Here is a 17,325-nt window from a genome sequence, read left to right as displayed (position 1 = left end):
ACGCTGGGAGATCGGCACGGAGAGATGCCGGCCCGATTCTCCTTCTCGACCTCTGGAGTGCTGAGTGCCTGAGAGCTTGCCCGACCTGCGCCGCGCCGAAGGTGTGCTGTTCGATCTGGATGGTGTGCTCACGCCCACCGCCGAGGTGCACATGCGTGCATGGCAGGCGGTCTTCGACGCGGTGTTCGCCCGGTGGGGCATCACCCCGCCGTATACCGACGACGACTACTACGCATACGTCGACGGCAAGAAACGATACGACGGCGTCGCCAGCCTGCTGCGCAGTCGAAACGTCGAGATCCCGTGGGGAGAGATCAGCGATCCCCCCGAGGCCGAGACGATCTGCGGGATCGGAAACCGCAAGAACGCCGCGTTCGCGGCATCTCTACGGGCGGAGGGCATCGCCCCATACCCTGGGTCGCTCGCGCTGATTCAGCAGCTGCAGGCGCACGGCATCCCGCAGGGAGTCGTCTCGAGCTCGAAGAACGCTGAGGAGGTTCTCGAAACTGCTCGCATCAGCGACTTCTTCACTGTTGTCGTCGATGGCGGCGTCGCGGAACGCGATGGGCTTGCGTCGAAGCCTTCCGCCGACATGTTCCGTGCCGGGGCTCTCGCTCTCGGCGTGAACCCTGCTGAGAGCGTCGCGATCGAAGACGCGCTCGCGGGCGTCGCCTCTGCGCTTGCCGCGGGCTTCGTCATCGTCGTGGGTGTCGATCGCGGGGTGGGGCCCGCCGCTCTCCGTGAGGCCGGCGCCACCGTTGTCGTCGATGACCTCGCCCAGCTGCTGTTCGATTCGTCGCCCGACGACACTCTGGAGACCGCATGATCGATCGCGAACGCTTTCCCGTGGACCCCTGGCGCCTCACCGAGACGCGCTACTCGCAAGATGGCGTGTCAGAGACGCTTTTCGCCGTCGGAAACGGCTACCTCGGTCTGCGGGGAAACCACATCGAGGGTCGCGGAGCGCACGAGCACGGCACGTTCATCAACGGGCTGCATGAGACCTGGCCGATCAGGCACGCTGAGCAGGCCTACGGCTTCGCCGAGGTAGGGCAGACGATCGTCAACGCTCCGGATGCCAAGATCATGCGCATCTACGTCGATGATGAGCCCATCTCGTTCGATGAGGCAGAGGTGCGCGATTACGAGCGCACGCTCGACATGCGCACCGGCGTCCTCACGCGCAGCTTCACCTGGGAGACGCCGTCGGGGAAGCGGATCCGCGTCAGCGATGAGCGCATGGTGAGCTTCGAAGAGCGTCACCTTGCCATCGTCCGGCTGGAGATCACGGTCGAGAACGCGGATGCTCCGGTCACGGTGAGCTGTCAGCTCCTGAACCGCCAGGACGGCGGAGATGTCTACGGCGGGGCGCCGACCGCGACGCAGAAGGCCGGCTTCGATCCGCGCAGGACCGAGAAGATCACCGAGCGCGTGCTGCTGCCCGCGGAATTCTGGCAGGACGGACTGCGCTCGGCACTGTCGTACCAGGTCGCAGATTCGGGGATGACCCTCGCGGTCGTCGCAGACCACATGATCACGACAGACAACGAGTTCAGCGCTCGTTCGCTCATCGAATCGGACATCGCCAAGAACGTCTTCCGAGTGCAGGCGAAGGCCGGCATCCCGATCGCGATCACGAAGCTCGTCAGCTATCACACCTCACGAGGCGTTCCCGCACACGAGTTGGTCGATCGGTGCCGCCGGTCTCTTGACCGCGCCGCTGTCGAAGGCGTTCCCGCCCAGTTCGAGCGTCAGCGAGAGTGGCTTGACGCGTTCTGGGAGCGCTCTGACGTCGTGATCGGAGAGCGCGACGATCTGCAGCAGGCGATCCGCTGGTGTCTGTTCCAGCTCGCTCAGGCCGCGGCCCGCGCAGACGGCACAGGGGTGCCGGCCAAGGGCGTCACCGGCTCCGGGTACAGCGGGCACTACTTCTGGGACACCGAGATCTATGTCCTGCCGTTCCTGACGTACACGAGCCCGCAGTGGGCACGGAACGCCCTGCGCGCCCGGGTGCTCATGCTCCCCGCCGCCCGGCGTCGTGCCGCCCAGCTGAACGAAGCCGGAGCGCTGTTCCCCTGGCGCACCATCAACGGCGAAGAGGCGTCGGCCTATTACGCCGCAGGCACCGCGCAGTACCACATCAACGCCGACGTCAGCTTTGCGCTCGGCAAGTACGTGCGAGCGACCGGTGACGAGCACTTCATGCGCAGCGAGGGCGCTGACATCCTCGTGGAGACGGCACGGCTCTGGGCGACGCTGGGCTTCTGGCGCGGGTCGAATGGGGATGCGACGTTCCACATCCACGGTGTGACAGGGCCCGACGAGTACACCACGGTCGTCAATGACAACCTGTTCACCAACGTGATGGCTCGCTACAACCTGCGCTATGCATCGCGCGTCGTGCGCGAGATCCAGAAGGATGATCCGCAGGCGTACGACAGGATCGTCGAGCGCACAGGGTTGGATGCAGGAGAGCCGGATGCGTGGGATCGGGCGGCCGAGGCGATTCACATCCCGTTCAGCGAGAGCCTGGGCATCCATCCGCAGGATGCGATGTTCCTCGAGCGGGAGCTGTGGGATCTCGAGAACACCCCTGATGACCAGCGGCCGCTGCTGCTGCACTTCCACCCGCTGGTGATCTACCGGTTCCAGGTGCTCAAGCAGGCAGACGTGGTGCTGGCGCTCTTCCTTCAGGGAAACCACTTCACCGCGGCGGAGAAGAAGGCCGACTTCGACTATTACGACCCGCTGACGACGGGAGACTCCACACTCTCCGCTGTCGTGCAGTCGATCCTGGCCGCAGAAGTCGGCTACCAGGACCTCGCCAGGGAGTACTTCGAGCAGTCGCTGTTCGTCGACCTCGGCGATCTGCACCACAACGCCGCAGACGGAGTGCACGTGGCTTCGGCAGGCGGAGTATGGAGCGCGCTGGTGTCGGGCTTCGGCGGCATGCGTGATCACGCAGGAGAACTCAGCTTCGACCCGCGTCTTCCGGTGAGTTGGCCCTCGCTGTCGTTCCCTTTGCAGTGGCAGGGTTCTGCGCTGCAGGTGACGATCACTCCGGGCGAACTGCGGGTCCAGGTGCGCGCGGGGGAGCCGGTGGCGTTCTCGGTGCGCGGCGTCGAATATACGGCGACGAGGGATGCGGAGGTCACTGTGCCGCTGGCAGATCAGGGCCCGGTGGTTCCTGGACGCCCGACACTGGGGCAGATCGAGGAGTCGCGGCGTGATGACGGAACCCGGATCTCGGCATCGCTTCCCGTGGTGACCACCACGATGCCGATCATCGGATTCGTCGAGGACTGATCCCCACGGCAGCTCCCTGTCCACAGCGACCTCCATCGGGAAGGCCATTGTCGGCGGTACGCCGTAGGCTGTTCAGGTGACCACAGCCCTGTATCGCCGCTACCGCCCCGAAACCTTCGGCGAGATGATCGGGCAGTCGCAGGTGACCGAACCTCTGATGACTGCGCTGCGCGGTGACCGGGTCGGGCACGCGTACCTCTTCTCGGGGCCGCGTGGGTGTGGAAAGACCACGTCAGCTCGCATTCTCGCCCGCTGTCTGAACTGTGCAGAAGGGCCGACCGACACGCCGTGCGGCACCTGCCCGAGCTGCGTGGAGCTATCTCGTTCTGGGGGAGGCTCCCTCGACGTCGTCGAGATCGACGCCGCCAGCCATAACGGCGTCGACGACGCCCGCGATCTTCGCGAGCGCGCGACCTTCGCCCCGAGCCGTGATCGCTTCAAGATCTTCATCCTCGACGAGGCGCACATGGTGACGCCGCAGGGATTCAACGCGCTGCTGAAGCTCGTCGAAGAGCCTCCGGCGCACGTCAAGTTCATCTTCGCGACCACTGAACCCGACAAGGTCCTCGGCACGATCCGCTCGCGCACTCATCACTACCCGTTCCGGCTCGTTCCGCCAGCCGCGATGCTCGAATACGTCGAGAAGCTCTGCGACGAAGAGGGCGTCAAGGTCGCCCAGGGCGTCCTGCCGCTTGTCGTTCGCGCAGGCGGCGGATCCCCGCGTGACACCCTGTCACTGCTCGACCAGCTCATCGCCGGCTCTGATGGGGATCACGTCGCGTACGAGCGAGCAGTGTCGCTGCTCGGTTACACGCACGGTGCGCTGCTCGATGAGATCGTCGACGCGCTCGCCGCAGGAGATGCCGCAGCCGCATTCCCGGCGATCGACCGCGTCGTCCAGACCGGTCAAGACCCTCGCCGATTCGTCGACGACCTGCTCGAGCGTCTTCGCGACCTCATCGTCATCGCCGCGGTGGGCGAGGGGGCTTCGGCCGTGCTGCGGGGACTTGCCGAAGACGAACTCGTCCGCATGCGCGCTCAAGCAGTCGCGTTCGGCACCGCACGACTCTCTCGCACGGCTGATGTCGTCAGCGCCGCACTCGATGACATGACCGGGGCCACTTCTCCGCGCCTGCACCTCGAGCTCATGATCGCGCGCGTGCTGAGCGCTGCGGGGGAGGGCGCAGCCCCCGTGCACCCAGCGCCCACCGGCGCGCCTGCAGCCGTTGCGCCTGCAGCCGCGCCTGCGCCAGCGCCTGTGCCTGCAGCAGCGCCAGCGCCTGTGGCCACGCCCGCTGCGGAATCAGCCCCGACGCCAGAGCCTGCAGCAGTCGAGGTTCCCGCTCCGGCTCCTGTCGCCCAGGCTCCTGCCGCCCAGACTCCAGCACCCACCGGACCCGTAGACATCGACCGCATCCGCACGGCGTGGCCTGCTGTTCTCACCCACCTCGAGGGTGTCAGCCGCACTTCGTGGCTGCTGGTGACGGCCGTGCAACCCCTCGACTTCGACGCGAGCACTGATGTGCTCACCATCGGCTTCACCAGCGAGCAGGACCTCAAGAAGTTCAAGGGCGCTGTTCCAGGCAACGGACCTTCTGATCACCTGCGCGCGGCCATCGAGCGCGAGCTCGGCGTGAAGGTCAAGTACCGGCCCGCGCAGCTGCCGCCTGCTGCCTTATCCGAGGCAGCGGCTCCCGCCCCGGTCCGCACTGCGCCCCCGCAGCCGCAGAAGACAGTGCAGTCTGCGCCAGCCGGCCCCGTCACAGACTGGGCGGTCGCGTCGATTCCGACTACAACAGAGGCAGCCACGCCGCCGCAGCCGCAGTTCCCCGTCGACGAGGAGCCCGCAGAGGTCGAAGCATCCGCCCCTGTCGCTCCTCAGGATGGGCTCGTCGACACCGACGATGGGCCGCTTCCCAGCGACGACGACGCACCCCCAGAGGACGAGCCGCCCTATCAGGCATCACCTTCTGCCTCTTCCGCTCCATCCGCCTCTCCCGCAGCGCGACCCGCCACGGCTCCGCAGGCATCTGCGCAGTCGTACTCGGCGCCTGCCGTGACAGAGCGCTCGCCCGGTGGCGTCCAGCGCTACGGAGAAGCTGTGGTCCGCCAGGTGCTCGGCGCGACATTCGTCCGTGAAGAGCCCTACGAGCCCCCGACGAGGTTCGCCTGATGTATGACGGCATCGTTCAAGAACTCATCGATGAATTCGGGCGCCTGCCCGGTATCGGCCCGAAGTCAGCGCAACGAATCACGTTCCACATCCTGCAGACGCCGTCATTCGATGTCGCACGCCTTGCGGAGCTGCTCACCGACGTCCGCGCACGGGTGCGCTTCTGTGAGATCTGCGGCAACGTCTCCGAGCAGGAACGCTGCGGCATCTGTCGCGACCCGCGTCGCAACCCGGCGCTGATCTGTGTCGTCGAAGACGCGAAAGACGTCTCCGCGATCGAGCGCACCAGAGAGTTCCGCGGCCTCTACCACGTGCTCGGCGGAGCGATCAGCCCGATCGCCGGTATCGGCCCCGATGATCTGCGCATCGCGCAGCTGATGTCACGGCTCGCCGATGGCACAGTGCAAGAAGTCATCCTCGCGACCAACCCCAACCTCGAGGGCGAGGCAACCGCCAGCTACCTCAGCCGACTGCTGCTCACGATGCAGATCACCGTGTCACGCCTGGCATCCGGTCTTCCCGTCGGCGGCGACCTCGAGTACGCCGACGAAGTCACCCTTGGTCGCGCATTCGAGGGGCGGCGCACACTGTGAGGTTCCCTCGTGTCGGTCGCAGCGTCGTGACGGCATGAGCGCCCAGGCAGGCTTCAGCAAGAGAGGCTGGATCCTCTTCGCCGTCATGGCGATCGTCTGGGGAATCACCTACCTGTTCATCAAAGAAGCGGTCCAATCGATCACCCCGCCGGCTGTCGTCGCCGGTCGCACTCTGCTCGGCGCACTCGTGCTGCTGCCGTTCGCGATCCGCAGCCGCGCGCTGAGAGCCGCGTGGAAGCACTGGCCGTGGGTGCTCGCGTTCGGGCTGGTCGAGATGGCGGGGCCCTTTCTGCTGCTCAGCCACGCCGAGACGCAGCTGCCCTCGGGCCTGACCGGACTCCTGGTGGCGACGGTGCCGCTGTTCGCCGTCATCATCGCCCTCACCCGCGGAGACCGCACGGCGCTCGCACCGGTGCGCCTCGGCGGGCTGCTGCTCGGATTCGCGGGGGTCGCCATCGTCGTCGTGGGCCCAGGCCTCTTTCCGAGTGGCCCAGCCAGCGCCTTCGCGATCGGCGAGATCATGCTCACCGCGCTGCTCTACGCGATTGCGCCGTTCATCATCGCCCACAAACTGGCAGATGTTCCCTCGATCGGAACGATCACGCTGGCGCTGTTCGCGATCGGAATCGGCTACCTACCCGCAGCGATGCTCACTCAGCATGAACTGCCCACGCTTCGCTCTGGCGTATCGCTTCTGCTGCTCGGCGTGATCTGCACGGCCGTCGCGTTCGTGGCTTTCTTCGCGCTGATCCGTGAAGTAGGTCCCGTGCGAGCGCCGCTGTTCACCTACGTGAATCCTGTGGTCGCGATCGTGCTCGGCACGATCTTCCTCTCCGAGCCGATCACGCCCGGACTGCTGATCGGCTTCCCGCTGATCCTCATCGGATGCTGGTTCGCTGCGACCGGCGGCCGGCTGCGAACCCGCAGAGAATCGATGCCTCCGGTCCAGATCCCCTGATCAGCTGTCGGTGCGGATGCGGGAGAACAGCGCGAGCAGCAGCAGGACGAACCCTGCGCCGACGAGCATGTGCCCGAGCCCGGCGATTCCCGCGATCATGCTGGACGATTCCCTGCCGAGAACCTGCAGCATCCCGTGCCAGATCAGCAGGGCCGTCGTCAGGACGACGCCGAGGTTGTAGATCCAGAAGAACCAGTGGAACAGGCGGCTCGACGACAGCGAGAACACCTTTTCGAGCACGATCGCGATCAGCAGGACGATCATGCCGAGCGTCAGGATGTGAGTGTGCGCGAGGCCCAGCTGGCCCATCAGACCTTCGGGGTATCCGTTGGCCTTGGTGAACTCGCGGTAGAAGAGTCCGGCGGCGAGGCCTGCGACCGTATAGAAGGCGACGGCGCCGAGGAGCAGAAGCTGAGCGGAGCGCGAGGTTGTGCGCGCAGTGGAGGTGGTCTCAAGAGTCATGCTTCCAGCCTCCACGGCGGGGCGCTCGCGAGGATCCATCGAAAGATCGACATCTTCTGGTCTCCTCTCGCTCGCGAAGAGGGCAGAATCGGAGCATGTCATCGCCCGCGAATGCCGACCTGTCACGCCAGCGGATGCTGACGATCGCGCGCTTCGCGCTGCACCTGATCACGGCGTCGCTGTCGGTGGCGACGGCGATCCGCGCCATCGCGTCGGGGGTGCCCCTGCTGCCCGCGATGCTCGCGGCCGGTGTCTTCCTCGCCTGGTACGCCACCGGCGCCGCTTTCGCGCGCGGCCGGTTCGCCGGATGGTGGCTGGGTGGGCTCAGCATCCTCTGGCTCGGGATGCTGCTGCTCTCGGCGGAATTCGTCTGGCTCTCCTTCCCCTTGCTGCTGCTGGCCGGCCACGTGCTGCGCCGATGGGCATCCGTGGTGTTCGCGGTGCCAGTACTGGCCGCGGCGATTCTCGCGCCGATCCTGCATCAGGTGCCGATCACTTTCGCGCACGTGGTGGGGCCTCTGCTCGGCGGAGGGTTCGCACTCGCCATCTCGCTCGGTTACGACGCGCTGCTGCGCGATGCTGTCGAGCGCGAAGGGCTGATCGCTTCGCTCGTGCGCACGCAGGACGAGATGGCCTCGTTGCAGGAGGAGCTCGCCCGAACGCAGCGCGATGCCGGCGCTTCTCACGAGCGCACCCGCCTTGCACGCGACCTGCACGACACGATTGCGCAGGAACTCAGCTCGATGGTGCTGATCGCGCGCAGCGGTGAAGCCGAGCGGATGCCGCAGATCGAAGCCCTCGCCCAGCACTCGCTCGGCGATCTGCGACGCATCGTCGCGGCGCTGGCACCCGCGGAGCTGGAAGAATCGGCTCTCGTCGCGGCGGTCGGTCGGATGCTGGAGGCGCTGCGCCTCGACACCGGGATCGAAACAGCGCTTGCCGCAGAGGCGGATCTGCCGCTGCTTGCGACGTCGCAGGAAGTCGTCTTCTTGCGCGTCGCACAGTCGGCACTGGCGAATATCCGTCAGCACGCTCACGCTCGGCACGTCAGCGCGGCCTTCGCGGCAGGTACGGGCGATGTGACGATGACGGTGAGCGATGACGGGGTCGGATTCATCGCCGACCGCGCAACGATGCCGCCGACCTCGTACGGGCTGTCGGCGATGAGTTCGCGGTTGCGGGAATTCGGCGGATCGCTCGATGTGCGCTCCGCGCCAGAAGAAGGAACGACGCTCATCGCAACGCTCCCCGTCGGCCAGGCATCGCCAGAGGGGAGAGAGTGATGGCGACGAAGGTGCTGCTGGTCGATGATCACCCGATCGTTCGGGCAGGACTGCGCGCTGTCATCGAGGCGCGCGGATTCACCGTGATCGCAGAAGCGTCGACGGGCGAAGAGGCTCTTGTGATGGCATCCGATCTGCACCCCGATGTCGTGCTGTGCGACCTGCGCCTCGGCGACGGCATGGACGGCGTCGACACCACCGCAGCTCTGCGCAGAATGCCGCATGCGCCCGCCGTCGTGATCCTCACGACCTTCGATCACGACGCTCAGATCATCCGTGCGATCGAGGCAGGGGCCGCGGGGTACCTGCTCAAAGACGTCGACAGCGACACGATCGTCGCCGCCATCAGCGACGCAGCCGCGGGGGCGATGGTTCTCACGCCGGGGGGAGACGGCCGGGTGGTCGCAGCTCTGCGGGCGCCGCGTGTGGTCCTCACGGAGCGCGAGCGCGAGGTGCTGCTGCTGGTCGATGAGGGCGCAGGAAACAAGCAGATCGCTGCGCGGCTGTTCATCTCGGAATCCACGGTGAAGACGCACGTCGTGCACCTGCTGGAGAAATTGGGCGTTGCGAGCCGCGCTGGTGCGGCGAGTGAAGCACGCAGACTCGGCTTGCTCTGAGGAGCCGCGGCGGTCACATGCGGGCGCGGGCATGCGGGTCGAAAGTACAATGGCGCTTGGGCGGAAATGCCCGAAATCCCCGGGAGTGACTTTGGCCCTCATTGTGCAGAAATACGGCGGCTCCTCCGTCGCCGACGCTGAGAGCATCAAACGCGTCGCCAAGCGCATTGTCGACACCAGACGTGCAGGGCACGACGTCGTCGTCGCCGTGAGCGCGATGGGCGATACGACGGACGAGCTGCTCGAGCTCGCGAACGAGGTCGCGCCCATCCCCGCTCCGCGCGAGATGGACATGCTGCTGTCAAGCGGTGAGCGCATCTCGATGGCGCTGCTGGCCATGGCGATCCACTCGATGGGTTTCGATGCGCGTTCGTTCACCGGCAGCCAGGCCGGAATGATCACCGACGACCACCACGGGTCGGCACGGATCGTCGATGTCACCCCGATTCGGTTGCGTGAAGCGCTCGATGAGGGCGCGATCGTCATCGTCGCCGGATTCCAGGGCTTCAACCGCGACACCCGCGACATCACGACGCTCGGCCGCGGTGGGTCTGACACGACAGCCGTCGCTCTCGCGGCCGCGCTGAACGCCGATGTCTGCGAGATCTACAGCGACGTCGACGGCATTTACACCGCCGACCCGCGCGTGATCCCACGCGCGCAGAAGCTCGATCATGTCTCGAGCGAAGAGATGCTCGAGCTCGCGGCCAACGGCGCGAAGGTGCTGTACATCCGCGCCGTCGAGTTCGCACGCCGCCACGGCGTGCTCATCCACGCACGCTCGACGTTCTCGTCGAGTGAAGGCACCTACGTTCTGGGCGAGGGCATGAAGAACCCGCGCGAAGCTGAGGGAGAGATCATGGAAGAACCGATCGTCGCAGGAGTGGCCACCGACAAGGGCCAGGCCAAGATCACCGTTGTCGGCGTCCCCGATGTGCCGGGCAAGGCCGCTGAGATCTTCAAGATCGTGGCGAAGTCCGGTGCGAACGTCGACATGATCGTGCAGAACGTCTCGGCTGCAGCGACCGGCCGCACTGACATCTCGTTCACGCTTCCCAAGGCGGATGCTTCGGCAGCGCTCAAGGCGCTCGCCGCGGAACAGGCCGAGGTGGGCTTCGACAGCCTCATCCACGACGACCAGATCGGAAAGCTCTCGGTGGTCGGCGCGGGCATGCGCGTGCACTCCGGAGTCTCAGCGACGCTGTTCGAAGCGCTGTCGACCGCCGGCATCAACATCGAGATGATCTCAACCTCTGAGATTCGCATCTCGGTCGTGCTGCGCGACACCGACCTCGCCGACGCCGCGCGCATCGTGCACACCGCGTATGAACTGGACTCCGAGGACGAGGCCGTCGTCCACGCGGGCACCGGTCGCTGAGATTTCGACCCCGGAGCTCGGGTCGCGGTAGACTCACCGGAACCCTGACATCGACGCCAGGCGCGGCATCCGCACCCCGACGTCGCGCCTTGTGTCTTGCTTGCATCACTGCACGACGCCAAGGACACTCTTATGACTCGCATCTCCGATAGCGGACACTCCGTCGCCATTGTCGGCGCCACCGGCCAGGTAGGCACCGTCATGCGCGAGATTCTTGTTGAGCGCTCGTTCCCTATCCGCGAGCTGCGACTGTTCTCGTCGGCGCGCTCTGCGGGCACTTCGATCGATTTCGGCGGCACTTCGGTCATCGTCGAAGATGTCGAGACGGCTGATCCCGCGGGGATCGAGATCGCACTGTTCTCGGCGGGTGCGACGGCAAGCCGCGCGTACGCAGACCGTTTCGCTGCGGCCGGCGCCGTCGTGATCGACAACTCCAGCGCATGGCGCGGCGACCCCGAGGTGCCGCTCGTGGTCAGCGAGGTCAACCCGCACGCGATCGATGAGCGCCCTCGCGGCATCATCGCGAACCCGAACTGCACGACCATGGCGATCATGCCCGTTTTGGGCCCGCTCGCTGCCGCCGCGGGGCTCGAGCGACTCATCGTCTCGACCTACCAGGCCGTCTCAGGGTCCGGACTAGCAGGCGCCCAGGAACTGCTCGGTCAGGTCGAGGGAGTTCTCGCCCAGGGCGACACTCTGCGCCTGGTGCACGATGGCTCGTCGGTCGACTTCCCCGAGCCCGACAAGTACGTCGCCCCGATCGCCTTCGACGTCATTCCGTTGGCGGGAGCTGTCGTCGATGACGGTCTCAATGAGACCGACGAAGAGAAGAAGCTCCGCAACGAGAGCCGCAAGATCCTCGAGCTGCCCGACCTCCGAGTTGCAGGAACGTGCGTGCGCGTGCCGGTCTTCACCGGTCACTCGCTGTCGATCCACGCGGAGTTCCGCGACGACATCACCCCCGAGAAGGCTCGCGAGATCCTGGCATCCGTGCCCGGCGTCGTCCTCGAAGAAGTGCCGACCCCGCTGTATGCGGCAGGCAAGGACCCGAGCTTCGTCGGCCGCATCCGTACCGATCAGTCCGCGCCCGAGAACAAGGGCCTCGTGCTGTTCGTCAGCAACGACAACCTCCGCAAGGGCGCAGCGCTCAACGCCGTGCAGATCGCCGAGATCGTCGCAGAGCGCCTCGCCTCCGCGGTCTGAACACCGAAGCCGCAAAACCACGCCGAGACAGCGTCGATTCATCGCTGTCTCGGCGTGGTTTTGCAGTCTCGGCGCCGGTTCGGGGGAACGCGAGAGGCGAACTAGGATGGTCGGGTGACTGAATCCGTCGACGTCGTCCTCATCGGTGGTGGCATCATGAGTGCCACACTCGGCACTCTGCTGCACGAATTGCAGCCGGACTGGAAGATCGTCGCCTTCGAGCGACTCTCCGATGTCGGCCAGGAGAGCTCGAACCCGTGGAACAACGCGGGCACCGGTCACGCCGCGCTCTGCGAGCTGAACTACATGCCGAAGAACCAGAACGGCCCGCTCGACCCCGCCAAGGCGATCTCGATCAACGAGCAGTTCCAGCAGAGCCGTCAGTTGTGGACTTCTCTGGTCGAGAAGGGCGTGCTCGATGCGCCCTCCACGTTCATCAACGCCACCCCGCACATGACTTTCGTGCGCGGCGAGAAGGACGTCGCCTACCTCAAGGACCGTTACGAGGTCCTGAAGAAGGAGCCTCTTTTCGAGGGCATCGAATACAGCGACGACTCGCGTGTCATCAACCAGTGGGCGCCGTTGCTTATGCAGAAGCGCCGCAAGGGTGAGCCCTTCGCCGCCACGCGGGTGCCTGCGGGCACCGATGTCGATTTCGGCGCGCTCACGCACCAGCTCTTCGGTCATCTGTCGGATGCGGGGGTCGAGCTGCGCACCAACCACGAAGTCCGATCGCTGAAGAAGCAGAAGGACGGCAGCTGGCAGATCAAGTACCGCAACAGCCTCGGACGCACTCCCGGCAGCATCAACGCGAAGTTCGTCTTCGTCGGTGCGGGCGGTTGGGCTCTGAAGCTGCTGCAGAACTCTGGAATCCCCGAGATCAAGGGCTACGGCGTCTTCCCGATCGGCGGTCAGTTCCTGAAGACGACGAACCCCGCTGTCGTCGCTCAGCACAAGGCGAAGGTCTACTCGCAGGCATCCGTCGGTGCCCCGCCGATGTCGGTGCCGCACCTCGACACCCGCGTCGTCGACGGTGAGTCCTCTCTGCTATTCGGACCCTTCGCCACGTTCAGCCCGAAGTTCCTCAAGAACGGCTCGATGCTCGACATCGTCTCCCAGGTGCGCCCGCACAACCTGTGGCCCATGCTGCGCGTCGCCTTTGCGAACCCCGACCTGATCACGTACCTCCTCGGCGAGTTGACGAAAACGCACCGCAAGAAGGTCGACAGCCTGCGCATCTTCATGCCGACGGCGAAGGACGAGGACTGGACGCTCATCCAGGCCGGCCAGCGTGCACAGGTCATGAAGAAGGATGCCGACAAGGGCGGCGTGCTGCAGTTCGGCACCGAAGTCGTCTCTGCTGCTGATGGCTCGATCGCGGGTCTCCTCGGCGCATCGCCCGGGGCATCGACGGCAGTGCCGATCATGCTCGGTCTGCTCAAGAAGTGCTTCCCCGAGCAGTACTCGGGCTGGGAGCCCACGCTGCGCGACCTCATCCCCACGTACGGCCAGACGCTCAACGACAACCCCGCAGTGGCTGATGAGTCGATGTCGCAGACGGCTGCCGCCCTCGATATCTCGAGGTGACCGGGGGCAGTGGCGAAGCTCTACTTCCGCTACGGGGCGATGAACTCCGGCAAGTCCACCGCACTGCTGCAGGTCGCGTACAACTACGAGGAGCGGGGCCAGCGCGTTCTGCTCGCCAAGCCTGAGATCGACACCAAGGGCGCTTCACAGATCGAGAGCCGCTTGGGCATGACCCGGGAAGTCGACTTTCTGATCCCCTCGAGCGGTGACGCCCGCGTGCTCTTCGATGGCGAACGACAGCGGGTGCAGCAGAGCGCTGCTGAAGACGCGAGTGCGGCGGACTCGGTCGATGTCGCGTGCCTGCTCGTCGACGAAGCGCAGTTCCTCACTGCCGGTCAGGTCGATGATCTGTTCCGCATCGCGGTGGACGACGGCATCCCAGTGATCGCGTTCGGGATCCGCAATGATTTCCGCACCCACGCTTTTCCTGGTTCGGCGCGGCTCCTGGCGATCTCGCACTCGCTCGAAGAGATGAAGACCATCTGCCGCTGCGGACGCAAGGCCGTGTTCAACGGCCGCGTCGTCGGCGGGCGCTTCGTCTTCGACGGCGACCAGGTCGCGATCGATGAGGCAGCGGCCGGGGGAGGCCCGGCCGACGTGGTCACCTACGAATCCCTCTGCGGGCACTGCTACCTCGAGGAGTCCGGCGGACACCTGGGCTGATCCAGTCCTCCTTCAGGTCGCAATCCCTGCCGGTATGGGCGCCCCTAAACGGCGTTTTTTGCGACTCGAACGCGGGACGGGCACCGTTCTTGCGTGGTCAGACCACACGTTGTACGCTGTGGTCTGACCACAGGGGGATCGCATGTCCGCACACGCAGAGCAACGAGCATGGCAGCTCGTGCTCGAGCACATCGAACGGGAGTTCCTCGACGCCAGGCTCGGCCCCGGCGCCCGACTCCCCTCAGAACGCGAGCTCGCGTCGCAGCTGGGGGTGGGGCGCTCGAGCGTCCGTGAGGCGTTCCGGGTTCTGGAGATCATCGGGCTGATTCGCACGTCGACCGGTTCCGGGCCTTCCTCCGGCGCGATCGTGATCGCTACGCCCTCCGAGGGCCTCTCCGTGCTCATGCGACTGCAGGTGGCCGCACGGGCCTTCCCGCTGGCAGATGTCGTGCAGACGCGTCTCGTACTCGAGGACGCCGTCGCGGCATCCCTCGCATCGAACAACATCAGGGACCTGGCTGAGCCGCGCCGCCTCCTCGACGCGATGGATGCCGATGACCTGAGCACGGCGGACTTCCTTGCCCTTGACGCGCAGTTCCATCTCTCGCTCGCGGAGTCGAGCGGGAACGTCGTGATCGCCGCGATGATGGCGGGGTTGCGTACCGCGATCGAGTCATATGTGCTCACAGCATCTGCCCGGATCGACGACTGGGGTGCCATGACGGCGCGCTTGCGCGCCGAACACCGCGAGATCGTCGCGGCTTTCGAGGCAGCAGATGCGGATGCCGCGCGCCGTCGTGTCCGCAACCACATCACCGACTACTACCGGGCGAGCGGTATGACCGCGAGTACGGGCAAGAACGACTGAAAGGCACCCATGGTCCAGCGACAGCTCCCGAATCCTGCAGAGCTCCTCGAACTGATGAAGTTCAAAAAGCCCGAGCTCAATGGGCGACGGCGACGCCTGGAGGGCGCGCTCACCATCAACGACCTGCGCACGATCGCCAAGCGCCGCACGCCGAAGGCCGCCTTTGACTACACCGACGGCTCTGCGGAGGGGGAGATCTCGCTCACTCGCGCCCGGCAGGCGTTCGAGGACGTGGAGTTTCATCCCGGCATCCTCAGGCCCGCACCCGACGTCGATACGAGCGTCGAGATCCTCGGCGGGCCCAGTGCGCTTCCCTTCGGCATCGCGCCCACGGGATTCACGCGACTGATGCAGACCGAGGGGGAGATCGCGGGGGCGGGAGCGGCGGCCGCCGCTGGCATCCCGTTCACCCTGTCGACGCTCGGCACCACCTCGATCGAAGGCGTGAAAGCGGCGACTCTTCGAGAGCCGCAAGGGCCGGTTCCGCCGAGAAACTGGTTCCAGTTGTACGTCATGCGCGATCGCGAGATCTCCTACGAGTTGACTCGACGCGCGGCCGCCGCCGGCTTCGACACCCTGCACTTCACCGTCGACACCCCTGTCGCCGGCGCCCGGCTGCGCGACAAGCGCAACGGTTTCAGCATCCCCCCGCAGCTGACTCTCAAAACGATCATCAATGCGATTCCGCGTCCGTGGTGGTGGTTCGACTTCCTCACAACTCCCACGCTCGAGTTCGCTTCCCTCAGCACCACTGGCGGAACAGTCGGTGAGCTGCTCGATGCCGCGATGGATCCCACGATCAGTTATGGGGACCTCGCCATCATCCGGGATCTGTGGCCGGGGAAGATCGTCATCAAGGGGGTGCAGAACGTCGACGATGCCGTGCGCCTGCGCGATGAGGGCGTCGACGGCATCGTTCTCTCGAACCACGGCGGCCGTCAACTCGACCGTGCGCCGATCCCGTTCCACCTTCTGCCATCGGTGCGGCGGGCGGTGGGTGACGAATTCACCGTGATGATCGACACCGGAATCATGAACGGCGCTGACATCGTCGCATCTGCAGCACTCGGCGCAGACTTCACTCTGATCGGCCGCGCGTACCTGTACGGGCTGATGGCGGGTGGGCGGGAGGGCGTCGACCGCACGATCGAGATCCTGCGCTCTGAGATCGAGCGGACCATGCGTCTGCTCGGCGTTGCCTCGCTCGCCGAGCTCGAGCCCTCGCACGTCACCCAGTTGCAGCGGCTGACCCCGATCGCCAGGGTCGCCGCGGACGTCGCCTCTCGCTAGACGAGCTGCAGGGTCGGCAACAGTTCGTCGAGTTCTGCGGCGGTGTCTTCCCAGCCGGTGACGGCGATCGAGCGGACGCCGAGTGCGCGTACAGGGTAGTCGTTGCCGCCGACGTCGAGCCGGTCGCCGTAGAACAGCATGTCGGCGAGCGGGATGCCGGTGTGCTCGGCAAGAGCAGTCATGCCGTAGGCCTTGTCGATGCCGGCACGGGTGATATCGATCGATGTCGATCCCCCTGCGCGCACTTCGAGGGAGGGGACGCGGGCGGCGACGGCGTCGCGAAGGCGCAGGCGCTTCTCACCGGAGGGATCCCAGGTGTGCTTGGCATCGCCGGGGGCCTGCTGGCCGAGAGCCGAGAACGTGATCTGAGAGCCGCGGTCCTCGAGGATGTCGCCCCACGGGTTCGACTCCCAGAGGCCGAGGCGCTCTGCCTCTTCGCGCAGTGCGCAGAGGGCCGAGGACTTCTCGTCGTCAGAGAGATCGTGCGTGTAGATCGCGGTGAAGTCAGAGCCGTCGTGGCGCAGGTAGCGGGTTCCACAGGTGGGCAGCAGGTGCAGGCGGGCGAGTTCTGTCGGACTCGCGTCGCCGAGCTGCGCGATCACCTGTGCGCGGAACTGCGTCTCGTTCCCTCCGGAGATGATCGCCACTTCGACGACGCGCAGGAGGGCGCGCAGGTGGGCGGCGATGCGAGGAGAGATCGCGCTCTTGGAGGGCGCGAGGGTGTCGTCGAGGTCGAATGCGACAAGTCGGGGGGTGTTCATGATCTTCTCCAGGATATGGAAGAAGGCCGCCCCGGAGGGCGGCCTTCTTGCAACTGGTCGGGGTGACAGGATTTGAACCTGCGGCCTCTTCGTCCCGAACGAAGCGCGCTACCAAGCTGCGCCACACCCCGTTGCAACCGTTTGAGTCTACAGGGAAAAACTCGCTGCACCGAATCGAGGGGC

The 17,325-nt window shown here is 65.9% G+C and carries 15 protein-coding genes and 1 tRNA gene; 13 read left to right on the top strand and 3 right to left on the bottom strand.

The window, feature by feature from the left end:
• The first annotated feature begins 64 nt into the window (after window positions 1–64).
• The 5 genes from ACN0RC_RS09500 (at window position 65) to ACN0RC_RS09480 (ending at window position 7,030) form a co-directional block, all read left to right on the top strand.
• A complete protein-coding gene (locus ACN0RC_RS09500; protein WP_417511083.1) occupies window positions 65–826 on the top strand; it encodes an HAD family hydrolase in 762 nt (253 codons plus the stop codon).
• Window positions 823–3,306, top strand: coding sequence for a glycoside hydrolase family 65 protein (locus tag ACN0RC_RS09495; RefSeq protein WP_417511081.1), 2,484 nt, complete (start codon window positions 823–825; stop codon window positions 3,304–3,306). Before ACN0RC_RS09500 ends, ACN0RC_RS09495 begins: the two co-directional genes overlap by 4 nt.
• 76 nt (window positions 3,307–3,382) lie before the next feature.
• Window positions 3,383–5,479, top strand: a complete 2,097-nt coding sequence (locus tag ACN0RC_RS09490; protein WP_417511079.1) for a DNA polymerase III subunit gamma and tau — start codon at window positions 3,383–3,385, stop codon at window positions 5,477–5,479.
• The gene (gene recR, locus ACN0RC_RS09485) at window positions 5,479–6,072 is read left to right on the top strand and encodes a recombination mediator RecR (protein WP_417511077.1); all 594 of its coding nucleotides are present in this window, start codon (window positions 5,479–5,481) and stop codon (window positions 6,070–6,072) included. Before ACN0RC_RS09490 ends, recR begins: the two co-directional genes overlap by 1 nt.
• Before the next feature lie 34 nt (window positions 6,073–6,106).
• Entirely contained in the window at window positions 6,107–7,030 is a 924-nt protein-coding gene (locus ACN0RC_RS09480) for a DMT family transporter (RefSeq protein WP_417511075.1), read from the top strand.
• Here the strand turns inward: ACN0RC_RS09480 and ACN0RC_RS09475 are convergent, their stop codons facing one another.
• Window positions 7,031–7,492: a DUF2871 domain-containing protein gene (locus ACN0RC_RS09475; RefSeq protein WP_417511074.1), complete on the bottom strand. Its 462-nt coding sequence runs from the start codon at window positions 7,490–7,492 to the stop codon at window positions 7,031–7,033.
• Between the two features lie 95 nt (window positions 7,493–7,587).
• On the opposite strand from ACN0RC_RS09475, the gene ACN0RC_RS09470 reads away from it, so the two are divergent.
• The 8 genes from ACN0RC_RS09470 (at window position 7,588) to ACN0RC_RS09435 (ending at window position 16,381) form a co-directional block, all read left to right on the top strand.
• The gene (locus ACN0RC_RS09470; RefSeq protein WP_417511072.1) at window positions 7,588–8,775 is read left to right on the top strand and encodes a sensor histidine kinase; all 1,188 of its coding nucleotides are present in this window, start codon (window positions 7,588–7,590) and stop codon (window positions 8,773–8,775) included.
• Window positions 8,775–9,392, top strand: coding sequence for a response regulator (locus ACN0RC_RS09465; protein ID WP_417511070.1), 618 nt, complete (start codon window positions 8,775–8,777; stop codon window positions 9,390–9,392). The genes ACN0RC_RS09470 and ACN0RC_RS09465 overlap by 1 nt, the downstream gene beginning before the upstream one ends.
• A gap of 91 nt (window positions 9,393–9,483) precedes the next feature.
• Window positions 9,484–10,770: an aspartate kinase gene (locus ACN0RC_RS09460; protein ID WP_417511068.1), complete on the top strand. Its 1,287-nt coding sequence runs from the start codon at window positions 9,484–9,486 to the stop codon at window positions 10,768–10,770.
• Between the two features lie 132 nt (window positions 10,771–10,902).
• A complete protein-coding gene (locus ACN0RC_RS09455; protein WP_417511066.1) occupies window positions 10,903–11,973 on the top strand; it encodes an aspartate-semialdehyde dehydrogenase in 1,071 nt (356 codons plus the stop codon).
• Between the two features lie 114 nt (window positions 11,974–12,087).
• The gene (locus tag ACN0RC_RS09450; protein WP_417511064.1) at window positions 12,088–13,560 is read left to right on the top strand and encodes a malate:quinone oxidoreductase; all 1,473 of its coding nucleotides are present in this window, start codon (window positions 12,088–12,090) and stop codon (window positions 13,558–13,560) included.
• A gap of 9 nt (window positions 13,561–13,569) precedes the next feature.
• Window positions 13,570–14,223 carry a thymidine kinase gene (locus ACN0RC_RS09445; RefSeq protein ID WP_417511062.1) on the top strand — a complete coding sequence of 218 codons (654 nt, stop codon included), beginning with the start codon at window positions 13,570–13,572 and terminating at the stop codon, window positions 14,221–14,223.
• Window positions 14,224–14,365: 142 nt separating this feature from the next.
• Window positions 14,366–15,091, top strand: coding sequence for a FadR/GntR family transcriptional regulator (locus ACN0RC_RS09440; RefSeq protein WP_417511060.1), 726 nt, complete (start codon window positions 14,366–14,368; stop codon window positions 15,089–15,091).
• A gap of 9 nt (window positions 15,092–15,100) precedes the next feature.
• Window positions 15,101–16,381 (top strand): alpha-hydroxy acid oxidase, encoded by a 1,281-nt coding sequence (locus ACN0RC_RS09435; protein ID WP_417511058.1) that lies wholly within the window; start codon window positions 15,101–15,103, stop codon window positions 16,379–16,381.
• Here ACN0RC_RS09435 and ACN0RC_RS09430 read toward each other — a convergent pair.
• Both ACN0RC_RS09430 and ACN0RC_RS09425 read right to left on the bottom strand, forming a co-directional pair.
• Window positions 16,378–17,142, bottom strand: coding sequence for an HAD-IIB family hydrolase (locus ACN0RC_RS09430; RefSeq protein WP_417511056.1), 765 nt, complete (start codon window positions 17,140–17,142; stop codon window positions 16,378–16,380). The genes ACN0RC_RS09435 and ACN0RC_RS09430 overlap by 4 nt on opposite strands.
• A gap of 54 nt (window positions 17,143–17,196) precedes the next feature.
• Window positions 17,197–17,273, bottom strand: a tRNA-Pro gene (locus ACN0RC_RS09425).
• Window positions 17,274–17,325 lie beyond the last annotated feature (52 nt).

Source organism: Microbacterium sp., assembly GCF_048259935.1.
Taxonomy (GTDB): Bacteria; Actinomycetota; Actinomycetes; order Actinomycetales; family Microbacteriaceae; genus Microbacterium.
The sequence above is the reverse complement of the archived record's forward strand: the minus strand, read 5'-3'. Positions and strand labels throughout refer to the sequence as shown.